A 12,313-nucleotide genomic window follows, 5' to 3' on the forward strand; every position below is an offset into this window, starting at 1 on the left:
GGCTGTCCCACTCACCTGATGTGCGAGTTCATGGGGCCGATGACGTGGCATCGTTGAAACCGCTCAGATCGGTTGCCCACAATCTCTGCGCTCAGTTCGGCAGTACGCTCAACTACTGGACCGATGACTATGCCCTCAATCATTTTGCCCGTGCGGTGAGGGCCGCTGGCGGCCAGGTCCGCGTCGATCTGCTGGCAGGCACATCGCTTCCGGTGCTGCCGGACCCTGGGCGAAATCTGGTGATGCAGCTGTCCTCGATCCTGCCTGCCCTGCTCCAGAAAGAAGGATTCGCTCCCGATATGCTGGTCGCAGGCATGGTCAGTTACAACTTCCAGACCTCTCGCCCCGACCATCCCGGTTGTCCGGCCTATGACTGCGTCGTGCAGTCGGAGGCCGAAGGCGGCCGAACCTATGTCGTCGAACTGTCCGAAAAAAACATTGGTTGAGTGTCGACGATGCCAGACCCCGGCACAGAAGACCCGAAAGGAATCTCATGGATGCTTGGAATTGCCCCGTCTGCGGCCAATCGAACGGAACCGCGTTCGACATCTGCTGGAATTGCGGGACGGGCATCCATGGGGAACCACCCGCACCTGACTTCGTGCGCGACGACGTACCCATCACGCAACCCCTGGAACGCGAACTGGACTGCCTGCGCTGCCGGCAACCGATGGCGTCCCAGGGTCTGATGCGCTTCCACGAAGGCTCGCAGGCGGCGCCATTCCTGCTGGGCGGACTTGGGGAGCTGATGGTGCGTCGGCAGGGCTTCCATGTGTTTGCGTGTGAGGGCTGCGGCAAGGTCGAGCTCTTCCTGCCGACTCGCTGACGACCGGCTTGTCGAAATGCATGCCTGCCGTTCGTCGCGGATGACAAGAGGACGAGGCAGTCGTCCCATCAATCCCCCCACAGGAAGATCGACATGGCAGACAACAAGAAGCCCCAGGGCCCCGCCTCCTATTTCCCCTCCATCGAGAAGACGTACGGCAAGCCGGTGGCGCACTGGCTGGCGGTGCTGGATGCGGCACCGGCGCTGAAACACATGGAGCAGGTCGTACTGCTGAAGAACGAACACCAGATAGGGCATGGCCATGCGAACGCCCTGGTGGCCTATCACCGGTCGCGTCAGGGCACATAGCGCGTGACGGCGGACCGTCGGCGACGGCGCGCATCCGATGTTGCTTCCATCGGCCCCCGAGTGATCGCCTGGATCGCCATACGACATGACAAGGGAAAGAGCGGCAGCCGGGCCTTACTGTGGGAAGCAGGACGGAGGATGTCACCGCCTGGATCCGCTCCGGTCTTCCGGCGCCGCCGCAGGTTCCCGGCCGCTTCGTGGGCGATGTGAGGCCACCCGCACTCCGGTGCCACCAACGCGGCCCTCAGCTATAGTCGCGCCGTCACGGCCGGCCCCACGCCGACGGGCAGTCCCTTGCATCCTTGCCGGAGGTTGTCATGAAGCGTGTGTTCCGTTTGACCCTGGCGGTCATCGCCGGCCTGTTCGCCGGCAGTCTCGTCAACATGGCGCTGGTCATGCTGAGTGGCCAGGTCATTCCCCCGCCCGCGGGTGTCGATACCACGACCACCGAGGGCCTGAAGGCGGCGATGCCGCTGTTCGAGCCGAAGCACTTCCTGTTCCCTTTCCTGGCGCACGCCGTCGGCACGCTTGTCGGCGCCTTCGTGGCCACGCTGATCACGCCCGGGCGGACCGGCGGCCCCGCGTCGGTGATCGGTGCCTGCTTCCTGATCGGCGGCATCGCGGCCGTCGCCATGCTGCCTTCGCCGCTGTGGTTCACCGTGGTGGACCTGGTGTTCGCCTACCTGCCGATGGCGTGGCTGGGGCACCGGTTGGCGGGGCGGGGCAAGCGCGCAGCCTGAAAGGCGCACGTCAGCCGCAAGGAGCCACCGATGAAAATGGCCGACATCCGCGCGCATGCGCTGTCGCTCGAGGCGGTCACCGAGGAACCTCACCACACGTATTCGTCGTTCCGTGTGCGGGGCAAGATCTTCGTGACCCTCCCGCCGGAGGAAACGCATCTGCACGTGTTCCTCGATGAAGAAGACCGCGAGCAGGCCCTGGCGATGTATCCCGCGTTCGTGGAGAAACTTTTCTGGGGAAGCAAGGTCCTGGGGCTGCGGATCACGCTGGCGCAGGCTACGCCCGCGGTCGTCAGGGCGCTGGTGACGAAGGCCCATGAGACCCGTGTGCGCAAGGATGCAAAACCAGCGCGCAAGCGACCTGCAGCCGATCCTGAACGAAAACGGGGTCAGTAGGCGCAGCCACGTACATCGTCATCCCACGGTCACCGATCCGACACATCCGCTACATCTGCCACCCCCAGCATGCGCAAAACGTGGAGCCGCGCATGCGCTTTGCCATCGTCACCGAAACGTACCCGCCTGAAGTCAACGGCGTCGCCCTCACCGTGCACGGGCTGGAAACCGGCCTGCGCCAGCGGGGACACGCGGTGTCGCTGGTGCGGCCGCGGCAGGCGACCGACGCCATTGCAGCGGATGACACGGTGCTCGTACGCGGCGCCAGCCTGCCCCGCTATCCGGGCCTGAAGTTCGGCCTGCCCGCCACAAGGCGTCTGCTGGCGCAATGGAAGGAATCCCCGCCGGACGCGATCTACGTGGCCACGGAAGGTCCCCTGGGATGGTCCGCCGTGCGCGCCGCGCGCCGGCTAGGCATTCCGGTGGCCACCGGCTTCCACACCCGCTTCGACGAATACATGCGCGACTACGGCGCGCGCTTCCTCGAACACACGGCCCTGCGCTGGATGCGACGTTTCCACAATGGCGCGCACGCCACGCTGGTGCCCACGCGCGAGCTGGCCGACTTCCTGCAGACGCAGGGCTTCCACCACGTGGTGCGGCTGGCGCGCGCGGTGGATGCGCAGCACTTCAGCCCGGCACGCCGCGACGACATCCTGCGCGCGCAGTGGGGCCTGCAGCCGGACGACCTGGCGGTGATCTACGTGGGCCGTATCGCCGCGGAAAAGAACCTGGATCTGTCGATCCGGGCCTTCCAGGCGATCCGCCAACAGCATCCGGCCGCGAAGTTCGTGTGGGTGGGCGACGGCCCGATCCGCGAACGGCTGGCGCAGGACCATCCGGATTTCATCTTCTGCGGCGTGCAGCGCGGTGAAGCGCTGGCGCGACACTTCGCCAGCGGCGACCTGTTCCTGTTTTCCAGCCACAGCGAAACCTTCGGCAACGTCACCCTGGAAGCGATGGCCAGCGGCGTGCCGACGGTGGCGTTCAACTACGGCGCCGCGCGCGAGCACCTGGTCGACGGCGTGCACGGTGCCGCCGTGGACGACGATGCGGCCTTCACGGCCGCAGCGCTACACCTGGCCTCTCAGCCCGCCCTGCGTCGGACGATGGGCGCAGCCGCCGCCACCGCGATGCGCGCCCTGCGCCCGGAGCAGGTGGCGGCCGATTTCGACGCCCTGCTGACCGATCTCGCCCTGACCCGGAGAAGCCACCATGCGTCCGTTGCTGCCGCGTAACGCCTTCATGGGCCGGGATACCGGCTGGTGCCTGCGTGCCAACCGCTGGGGCGAATGGAGCGGCGTGCGTCGCTTCTTCGCCATCGTCAGCCGGTTGGGCGATGGCGTGTTCTGGTATGTGCTTATGGCGGCGCTGATCGTGGCCGATGGCCTGGAAGGCCTCGCCGCCTCCGCGCACCTCGCAGCGACCGGGGTGATCGCGCTGACGCTGTACAAGCTGCTCAAGCGCTGGACGCGGCGGCCGCGCCCGTTCGCCTCCGACGTGCGCATCCGCGCCTGGATCGCGCCGCTGGACGAGTTCAGCTTCCCGTCCGGGCACACGCTGCACGCGGTGGCGTTCACGCTGGTGGCACTGGCGCACTACCCGGTGCTGGCGCCGCTGCTGATCCCGTTCGCGGGCTGCGTGGCCGCTTCGCGCGTCGTGCTCGGCCTGCACTACCCGAGCGACGTACTGGCCGCGACGGCCATCGGCAGCGCACTGGCGGCCCTGTCGATCTGGCTGGTGCCCGGCGTCAGCCTGCTGGGCTGAACGGAAATCGTCAGCTTTTCTCCACCCGTGCACGCGTGATCGCGGGTTGCAGCTGGCCCGGCCAGTCGCGGTCGTTCGCCACCTGTGCCGCATCGCGACTGCGCTCCAGCGCATCGATGTCGATGTCGGCGATGGCCCACGCGGTCTCGCCGGCCGTCTGTACCACCACGCCATCCGCGGGCAAGCCACGATCCATCGGCGCGAAGATCGCGGCCTCGCCGGTGTTGACGTCGAGCGCGGGGCTCCACGCCGCTTCGCCGGCCGTGACGGACTGTGCGACGAACACGCGGTTCTCCAGCGCGCGCGCCAGGCACCCCACGCGCACGCGGGTGGCGCCGGCCTCCGTATCGGTGCAGCTGGGCACCAGCAGCAGGCGCGCGCCGGCTTCGGCCTGGGCACGCACGGGCAGCGGGAACTCGATGTCGTAGCAGACCGCCACACCGGTGCGCACCCCTCCGATGTCGAACACCTTCAGCGCGTCACCGCCATCGATGACGCCCAGGCCTTTCTCGAAACCCGTCAGCTGCAGCTTGTCCTGCCACAGATGCGCGCCGTCCGGCGCGAACACGTCGCAACGGTTGCGGTAGCGCCCGGCGCCCTGCGCCAGCAGGAACGTGCCGGCCACCACATGCAGGTCCATTTCCTTCGCAAGCCCTGCGTACAACGCCAGCCAGTCCTCGCGGTACCGCTGGATCGCGGCCAGCGACACGTGCAGGTCGGCCTGCGTGGCGGCATCGAACGTGGCCGCCAGTTCCAGCGACAGATACTCCGGCAGCACGGCCACGCGCGCGCCTTGCGCGGCCGCGTCACCGAGCACCCGCGCCTGCCTTTCGGCGAAGGCCGCGAAGTCGGCTGGCGCCTGGATCCGATACTTGGCAACGGCCACTTTCATGGTGTGGTCTCCAGGGGTCGCAACCAGAACGTCAATGCATGATCCACCTCGCCACGGCCGGTCTCGTGCCACGCCAGGTGCATCGTCATGCCCGGTTGGCGCCGGTAGCCGCGCTTGTGCCAGAAAACGTCGTTCGGGCGGTGGGTGATGGGTTGTCGCGCGTCATCCGGATCGCGGTCGACCGAACAGAACGCGGTCCAGCGGAAACGTCCCAGTGCGCGCGCATGCGCCTCGCGATGGTCGAAGAACGCATGGCCGATGCCACGACCGCGATGCGACGGCAACAGCACCGATTCCCCGAAGTAGAAGACCTCGTCCGGATCGATGTGCGAATCGAGGAAGGGACGGCGAAAGGCCTCGGTGTCGTCCACCAGCGGCAGGCCGGTGGATGCGCCGACCACCTGCCCGCCCTCCATCGCCAGAACGAACAGGCTTTCGGGCGATGCCGCATACGCCGCCAGGTAATCGCGCTCGTATGCGAGGTCGCCTTCGTACAGGTAGGGCCAGTCGCGGAACACGATCACGCGCAGGCGCGCGACATCGTCCAGCCAGGGCGTGATCTCCGGCCCACGGAAAAGGCCGATGGTGTGCGCAGAGGTCATCCCTGAACTCTAGCGCACGCCACCGGCCGGGGCGAGATGGGTTGGGTTACCCGGACGGGGGGACGTTCCGCGCCTCGTTCAAGACGGGTCCTGCGTGGGCGCGGCAAGCCCGCGGTCGTCCCACGCATACATCGCCAGTCCTGCACACGGTGCAAGCCACAGCGAAGCACGACCATCACGACTGGTGGTACGGAAACCTTCGAATGCGCCTTGCGAAACCGCCTGCCACGCGTGATACGCAAGCGGCGCCGCCTGCCGTGCGAGGCCTTCCCTGGCCGTCAACGCATCCTGCAGGAATGCTAGGGAACGGGTCGCCAATGCCGACAGCGTGGCCGAAGAGAGTTCGAACAGGATTGCACCGCGACGACAACGGCCCAGCGGCAGCAGCAACGCCGCCAGTCGTTTCTCGTCTACGGCATCGATCACGACACCGCGGGTCTGGATCTTGTCCGGCAGCACCCGGCGGGCGCGGCGATGGAGGGTGGCGACGTCCAGCATCATGCGCCTCAGCGCAGTTCCGTACTCAACGCGTACCAGTCCATCTTGCGTGTCACCCACATGATGGCGGCCAGGATGCCGAACAGCAGCAGCGAGCCCATCAGCAAGGCGTTGTCTTCGGAGACCAGCAGGCCGTACAGCACGCCATACAGCGTGGTCAGCATGGTGGCGAAGCCCGCGGCGCGCAGCCAGCTTTTCAGCACGCCGGACAGGTAGACGAACTGCAAACCGATGCAGGCCGTGGCCGACAGCACGTAGGACTTCCAGAAACTGATGTGCTCGGACAGGCTGAGCAGCAGCAGGAAGAAGATCGCCAGCGCCAGGCCCACCAGCAGGTACTGCAAAGGATGGATGGGCAGGCGCTTGATCAGTTCGAACAGCGCGAAGCCGACGAAGGTCAGCACCACGAACAGGATGCCGTACTTGCTGGCGCGATCGGCCTGCGTGTAGACGTCCACCGGATCCACCAGGCTGACCACCACGCTGTCGATGGCGGCGCCGTCTTCGTCAAGCGACGCTTCCGAAGACGACACGCGTGTCTGCGGTCGCGTCAGCTTGCCCGACACGCCGGTTTCCAGCTGGCTCTGCGCGGCGCTGGCCAGCGAGGAGATTTCCCAGCGCGCGGTGAACCCGCTGCCATCCACCGTGCGCTGGTTGGGCAGGAAGCGGCCGCCGAACAGCGGGTGCGGCCATGCCGAATGCAGCGCGATGTCGTTGCTGTCCGCCACCGGCGCGATTCCCAGCGACTGCGTACCCGCCAGCGTCATGGTGAGCTGCGCAGCACTGGCCGGCAACTGCATGCCCGTGTCTTCCAGCACCGCGTGCAGGCCATCCATGCGGCCGGACATGGCGCCTGTTCCGGCGACCATGGCCCTGGCCACGCCATCCACCTTCAACGTGGGCGTGCCCACCAGGCCGCGCACGTCGGCCAGGCCCAGCGCGATGTACGGTTGCCCGTACGTCCGACCCGCGACCTCGGTCAACGCCATCGGTTCGAACGACGCCTTCATCGCGGCCTTCCACTCGAAGACCCTGACTTCGTACAGCCCGATGCGCCGCTGGCCGGGCTGCAGCCCGCCTTCCACGGCCAGCGTCGTCGGCGCCTGGAATACATAACCCTCTTCCACCTCATGGCGCAGTTCCGGCGTGCCGTCCGGCTTCACCGCGTTGACCCGCCGCGTCTCCTTCCAAGGCACCACGCGCAAGGGCCCGACCACCTGCTGGGGGCCGGCCATGCTCTGCGACACGCGCTGCACCGCCTGCGCGCGATAACGCTCGCGGTCCTGGATGGTGCCGCGGATCATCAGCAACGGGATAAGCAGCAGCAGGACCAGCCCGCCGATGGTGAGGAAGCGCAATAGAAGACGCAGTGATTTCATTGGATGGCCCCGGTTGAGTACGGGGACATCGTCAGGGCGTCACGTGCAACCGGCAGGAAGCGGATTTGAAGTCTGTGTGAAGTCGACGCCGTGGGCCCTACCGCACCGGGAGAGCGGATTGCTTCGCGGCATCACACCCGGGGCAGCGACAACACGGCTTCGGCCCCGCCTTCGGCGCGGTTGCGCAGGGCTACGTCTCCCCCGTGCAGGCGCATCACTTCACGCACGAACGGCAGGCCCAGGCCGGAACTCCGCTGCCCGGTGTCAGGGCGGGCGAGCGAATAGAAGCGTTCGAACACCCGTGCACCGGCGTAATCCGGCACCCCCTGCCCCTGGTCGGCCACCACCACCTGCACGCGCTCGCCGTCAGCCTGCGCCTGCAGCCGGATGATGCCACCCGCCGGCGAGAACGCGATCGCGTTGTCCAGCACGTTCGACAACGACTGCCGCAGCAGGAAGGCATCGCCTTCTACCGCCCACGCCTCGGCGGGAGGCACGACCTGCAACTGCAGCTGGCGCGAGGCGAGCTTGCCTTCCAGTCCCTGCGCGGCCTGCGCCATCAGGGCACCCACGTCGAGCCGTTCGCGCTTTTGCAGCCAGCCATGCTGTTCCACCTCCGCAAGCGCCAACAGCTTGTCGATGGTCTCGGTGAGGCGCTGTTCCTGGGTATGGATGTTGCGGGCGAACCGTTGGCGGTCTGCTTCCGGCAATGGCTCCTGCAGCAGTTCGGCGGCGCCGCGGATGGCCGCCAGCGGGCTCTTCATCTCATGCGTCAGCGACTGCACGTACTGCTCGACGTAGGCCTTGCCTTCCAGCTTGCGGCGCATGTCCTCGATGGCCTGCCCCAGGTCGCCGATCTCGTCGCGCCGTGGCTCGGGCGGGGGGACCGGCTCGCCGGCACTGACGGCCTGGGCATAACGGTTGAGCCGCCGGATGCCGCGCACCAGCCACCAGGTGATCAGCACGCCGATCAACGCCGACAGGCCGATCAGCCAGGCGCCCTGGCGGAGGATGGCGCGCTGGCTGGCGGCGATGAAGGGGTCGATGGTGTGGTTGGGCTGGGCCACCGTCAGCACGCCGATCAAGCGGGCATCGTCGGCGGGGTCGCGGATCGGGGCGGCCACATGCATCACGGTGCGGCTGGCGTCGCCCGGGGTTTCCGGGCTGGAGCGCGCGCCGTACTCCCCGCGCAGCGTGCGGTAGACGTCGTTCCAGCGGGAATTGTCGCGGCCCACATCCCGGCCCGCGGTGTCGTAGACCACGATGCCGCGCGTGTCGGTGATGGTGACGCGATAGTCCAGGTGGCGCTTGGGGAAACTCCAGACCTGCGCCTTCAGGTCACGCCGGCCGGCTTCGGTCAGCCGCCGTGCGAACTCGCCGTCGCGGATGCGCCCGGCCTTCATGTCGTCGGCCGCCATCACGGCCAGCACGTTGGCGGCGTCGACCAGGGTGGATTCCATCGCCTGCCGCACGCCCGGCTTCACTTCGTTGACGAACACCCGCATCACGAAGAACGCAGCCAACCCGGCGATCAGGAAGAACCCCAGGAACAACCGCATGCCCAGGCGCATGTCAGGCCTCGATGGCGTAGCCCAGCCCGCGATGGGTGCGGATGGGGTCCGGGTCGGCGCCGGCCGCACGCAGCTTGCCGCGCAGCGTCTTGATGTGGGTGTCCACGGTGCGGTCGGCGCTGTCGGCGTCGCTGTCCCAGCCGCGGTCCATCAGCTGCGCACGGGTCAGGATGGCACCGGGGCGTTGAAGCAGGGCGGACAGCAGCGCGTACTCGTAGCGTGTCAGGTCCAGCAGCTGGTCACGGAAACGGATGCGGTGGCCTTCGCCGTCCAGCGCGAACTCGCCACGCAGCGTCCACGCATCGGCGGCGACGCCGGCCACGGGCACCCGGCGCAGGCGTGCCCGCACGCGTGCGACCAGTTCGCGCGGCGAAAAGGGCTTGGCCATGTAGTCGTCGGCACCCAGTTCCAGGCCCAGCACGCGGTCGATCTCGTCGTTGCGCGCGGTCAGGAAGATCACCGGCACGTCGCTCACTGCGCGCAGTTCGCGGCAGATGTCGAAGCCGCTGGCATCCGGCAGCCCCACGTCCAGCACCACCACGTCCACGCCACCGGCCCGCACGCGCGGCAGCACCTCGCGGCCCAGCAGGCAGTGGTCGGCCTCGAGCCCTTCGCTGCGCAATGCGTACAGCACGGCATCGGCGATGGCGGGTTCGTCTTCGGCAATCAATACGCGCGGCATGGGACAAGCATATATGCTGCGCGGCATGAATTACCGCCACGCTTTCCACGCCGGCAACCATGCCGATGTCCTCAAGCACATCATCCTGCTCGCCCTGGTGGACGCGCTGAAGCGCAAGGACACGCCGTTCTTCGTGCTGGACACGCATGCCGGGCGCGGGCGCTACCTGCTGGGCGGGGTGGAAAGCCGCAAGACCTCGGAAGCCGAGGACGGCGTATTCAAGCTGGCGGGCGAACCGCGCCTGCCGGAACTGGCCGAACGTTACCTGCGCGCGGTGGAAGCCAACAATCCGGTGGGCGCGCTGGTCGCCTACCCCGGCTCGCCGCTGCTGGTCGCACAGGCCCTGCGCGAACAGGACCGGCTGGCGGCCTGCGAACTCCAGCCGGAGGAAGCACAGGCGCTGAAGGAGCTTTTCGCCCACGACAGCCGCGTGGCCGTTCATGCCCGCGATGGTTACGCCGCGATGAAGGCACTGCTGCCGCCGCGCAGCGGCGAAACCCGCATCGCGCGTGGGCTGGTGCTGATCGATCCACCCTACGAAGCCCAGGATGCCGAGTACCCGCAGATCATCAGCGCACTGCGTGAGTCGCTGGAGCGCTGGCCGGCGGCCACCTATGCGGTCTGGTACCCCATCAAGCAGCGCCGCAGCCTGCTGCCCTTCTTCCGCAAGGCCGCCGCGCTGCCGGCCAAATCGTCGTTCGTGGCCGAACTGCAGGTGCGCCCGGACGACTCCCCGCTGCGCCTCAATGGCAGCGGGATGCTGGTGGTGAATCCGCCGTGGCAGCTGGAACAGGCCATCGCTCCCGTCCTGCCCGTGCTGCAGAAGGTGCTGGGCGAGCCCGGCGCCAGCACGCGGCTGGAATGGTTGCGCGCCGCCGGTTGATCACGGCGCCTGTGCGAGAATCGCGCCTCTCCCATTTCCCTACTCTGCGAACCCCATGGCCGGATCCAGTCTGTTTGCCCTGATCGACGACATCGCCACCCTGCTGGACGACGTGTCGGTGATGACCAAGGTCGCCGCCAAGAAGACCGCCGGCGTACTGGGCGACGACCTTGCGCTCAACGCGCAGCAGGTGACCGGCGTCAACGCCGACCGCGAGCTGCCGGTGGTGTGGGCGGTCGCGAAGGGTTCGCTGGTCAACAAGGTCATCTTGGTGCCGGCCGCGCTGGCGATCAGCGCGCTGGAGACCTGGCTGCACGGCAGGGGCTACAACATCCCGCTGGTGACGCCGCTGATGATGATCGGCGGTGCGTTCCTGTGCTTCGAGGGGGTGGAGAAGCTGGCGCACAAGTTCCTGCACGACAAGCACGAGGACCAGCAGCACCACGAGGCGCTGGTGAAGGCCGTGCAGGACGAGAACGTCGACATGCTCGCGTTCGAGAAGGACAAGATACGCGGCGCCATCCGTACCGACTTCATCCTGTCGGCCGAGATCATCGTCATCTCGCTGGGCACGCTGGTCGGCCGCACCTTCACCGAACAGCTGATGACCCTGGTCGCCATCTCGCTGATCATGACCGTGGGCGTCTACGGCCTGGTGGCCGGCATCGTGAAGCTGGACGACGCCGGGCTGGCGCTGACCGGCGATGCGCGCCCGGGCGGCTGGGCCGGTTTCAAGCGGGCGTTCGGCCGCGGCATCCTGCGCAGCGCGCCGTGGCTGATGAAGTTCCTGTCCATCGCGGGCACCGCGGCGATGTTCCTGGTGGGCGGCGGCATCCTGGTGCACAGCGTGCCCGCCCTGCACCACCTCATCGAACCCTACGTGCACGGCAGCTTCGGCGGCCTGGTCTCGATGCTGTACAACGCCGTCGTGGGCATCGCCATGGGCATCATCGTGCTGGTGGTGGTCAAGGCGGTGTCGCGCCTGCGCAAGCCGGCGACCGGTACGGCAGGCTGAATCAAGGCAATACCCGCTCCCCGGGGCGGGTGCTGGAGTCACTCCCCGCCGCAATCCATTCATGCGAGCATGCCGACATGACCGCGCCGAAACGACTTCCGCCCTGGCACGAGCACTTCCGCCTGCCCAGCGGCCGCGAGCTGATGATCCGTCCGATCCGGCCGGAGGATGCCGGCCCCATCCAGGGCGCCTTCACCCTGCTGGGTCCGGAAGAAATCCGCCACCGCTTCCTCTACGCGATCAAGGAACTGACCCCGGAGATGGCGCAGCGCCTGTGCCATCCCGATCCGCAGAACGAATTCGCCCTGGTGGCGGCAGAGCCGCTTCCGCCCGGTGAAGCGCTGGTGGGGGCGGTGGCGCGTGCCTCCATCGTGCCGCGTACCCGCGATGCCGAGTACGCCATCCTGGTCAGCCATTTCATCGCCGGCCAGGGCCTGGGCCGGCACCTGATGCGCAAGCTGGTCAAGTGGGCCCGCTCCAAGAAGCTCGACCGCCTGTACGGCGACGTGCTGGACACCAACCAGCCCATGCTGCAGTTGGCCACCTCGCTGGGCTTCAAGCGCCTGCGCGAGGGCGATACGCCCGGCCTGGTCCGTGTCGTGCTGGACCTCAACGAAGACCCCTGAGGTCCCGTCCCGATCCTCCTGCAAACCGTGGTCCGATCAACGGCCTGTACGCGAGCGGGCATCGGCGTAACCTGCCTCCCGGGGGCTCGCGGCAGGCCTTGCCGCGCGGCGGCGAGGAGGCCTTGCG

16 protein-coding genes are annotated in these 12,313 nt (G+C 67.7%); 10 read left to right on the plus strand and 6 right to left on the minus strand.

The genetic code is table 11. From position 1 onward, the window contains the following. Window positions 1-44: 44 nt before the first annotated feature. From OVA13_RS07115 to OVA13_RS07145, 7 genes are all read left to right on the plus strand, one after another. Window positions 45-446: a hypothetical protein gene (locus OVA13_RS07115; protein ID WP_267793082.1), complete on the plus strand. Its 402-nt coding sequence runs from the start codon at window positions 45-47 to the stop codon at window positions 444-446. A 47-nt stretch (window positions 447-493) separates the two neighbouring features. Then, window positions 494-826 carry a hypothetical protein gene (locus OVA13_RS07120; protein ID WP_267793083.1) on the plus strand — a complete coding sequence of 111 codons (333 nt, stop codon included), beginning with the start codon at window positions 494-496 and terminating at the stop codon, window positions 824-826. Between the two features lie 93 nt (window positions 827-919). Further along, the gene (locus OVA13_RS07125) at window positions 920-1,135 is read left to right on the plus strand and encodes a DUF4287 domain-containing protein (protein WP_267793084.1); all 216 of its coding nucleotides are present in this window, start codon (window positions 920-922) and stop codon (window positions 1,133-1,135) included. Window positions 1,136-1,452: 317 nt separating this feature from the next. Continuing rightward, window positions 1,453-1,875, plus strand: a complete 423-nt coding sequence (locus OVA13_RS07130) for a hypothetical protein (RefSeq protein WP_267793085.1) — start codon at window positions 1,453-1,455, stop codon at window positions 1,873-1,875. A gap of 30 nt (window positions 1,876-1,905) precedes the next feature. After that, a complete protein-coding gene (locus OVA13_RS07135) occupies window positions 1,906-2,271 on the plus strand; it encodes an MmcQ/YjbR family DNA-binding protein (protein WP_267793086.1) in 366 nt (121 codons plus the stop codon). A 92-nt stretch (window positions 2,272-2,363) separates the two neighbouring features. Beyond that, entirely contained in the window at window positions 2,364-3,509 is a 1,146-nt protein-coding gene (locus OVA13_RS07140) for a glycosyltransferase family 4 protein (RefSeq protein ID WP_267793087.1), read from the plus strand. A 7-nt stretch (window positions 3,510-3,516) separates the two neighbouring features. Then, window positions 3,517-4,038, plus strand: a complete 522-nt coding sequence (locus OVA13_RS07145; RefSeq protein WP_267793475.1) for a phosphatase PAP2 family protein — start codon at window positions 3,517-3,519, stop codon at window positions 4,036-4,038. Window positions 4,039-4,048: 10 nt separating this feature from the next. Here the strand turns inward: OVA13_RS07145 and OVA13_RS07150 are convergent, their stop codons facing one another. The 6 genes from OVA13_RS07150 to creB all read right to left on the minus strand — a co-directional run bounded on the left by OVA13_RS07150 (window position 4,049) and on the right by creB (window position 9,689). Next, on the minus strand, window positions 4,049-4,930 hold the full coding sequence (locus OVA13_RS07150; protein WP_267793088.1) for a carbon-nitrogen hydrolase family protein: 882 nt from the start codon (window positions 4,928-4,930) through the stop codon (window positions 4,049-4,051). Continuing rightward, window positions 4,927-5,532, minus strand: a complete 606-nt coding sequence (locus OVA13_RS07155; protein WP_267793089.1) for a GNAT family N-acetyltransferase — start codon at window positions 5,530-5,532, stop codon at window positions 4,927-4,929. Before OVA13_RS07155 ends, OVA13_RS07150 begins: the two co-directional genes overlap by 4 nt. 78 nt (window positions 5,533-5,610) lie before the next feature. Continuing rightward, window positions 5,611-6,033, minus strand: coding sequence for a hypothetical protein (locus OVA13_RS07160; RefSeq protein WP_267793090.1), 423 nt, complete (start codon window positions 6,031-6,033; stop codon window positions 5,611-5,613). 5 nt (window positions 6,034-6,038) lie between these two features. After that, window positions 6,039-7,409: a cell envelope integrity protein CreD gene (gene creD, locus OVA13_RS07165; RefSeq protein WP_267793091.1), complete on the minus strand. Its 1,371-nt coding sequence runs from the start codon at window positions 7,407-7,409 to the stop codon at window positions 6,039-6,041. A gap of 131 nt (window positions 7,410-7,540) precedes the next feature. Further along, window positions 7,541-8,980: a two-component system sensor histidine kinase CreC gene (gene creC, locus OVA13_RS07170; protein WP_267793092.1), complete on the minus strand. Its 1,440-nt coding sequence runs from the start codon at window positions 8,978-8,980 to the stop codon at window positions 7,541-7,543. A 1-nt stretch (window position 8,981) separates the two neighbouring features. Further along, the gene (creB, locus tag OVA13_RS07175) at window positions 8,982-9,689 is read right to left on the minus strand and encodes a two-component system response regulator CreB (protein WP_267793093.1); all 708 of its coding nucleotides are present in this window, start codon (window positions 9,687-9,689) and stop codon (window positions 8,982-8,984) included. Between creB and rlmJ the strand changes: the two genes are divergently transcribed. The 3 genes from rlmJ to OVA13_RS07190 all read left to right on the plus strand — a co-directional run bounded on the left by rlmJ (window position 9,688) and on the right by OVA13_RS07190 (window position 12,186). After that, window positions 9,688-10,545, plus strand: coding sequence for a 23S rRNA (adenine(2030)-N(6))-methyltransferase RlmJ (gene rlmJ / locus OVA13_RS07180; protein WP_267793094.1), 858 nt, complete (start codon window positions 9,688-9,690; stop codon window positions 10,543-10,545). The two genes, creB and rlmJ, sit on opposite strands and share 2 nt — an antisense overlap. A gap of 55 nt (window positions 10,546-10,600) precedes the next feature. Continuing rightward, window positions 10,601-11,560 (plus strand): DUF808 domain-containing protein, encoded by a 960-nt coding sequence (locus tag OVA13_RS07185; RefSeq protein WP_267793095.1) that lies wholly within the window; start codon window positions 10,601-10,603, stop codon window positions 11,558-11,560. A gap of 77 nt (window positions 11,561-11,637) precedes the next feature. Continuing rightward, window positions 11,638-12,186 carry a GNAT family N-acetyltransferase gene (locus OVA13_RS07190; protein WP_267793096.1) on the plus strand — a complete coding sequence of 183 codons (549 nt, stop codon included), beginning with the start codon at window positions 11,638-11,640 and terminating at the stop codon, window positions 12,184-12,186. Window positions 12,187-12,313 lie beyond the last annotated feature (127 nt).

The organism is Pseudoxanthomonas sp. SL93 (genome assembly GCF_026625825.1).
In the GTDB taxonomy this organism is placed as follows: Bacteria; Pseudomonadota; Gammaproteobacteria; order Xanthomonadales; family Xanthomonadaceae; genus Pseudoxanthomonas_A.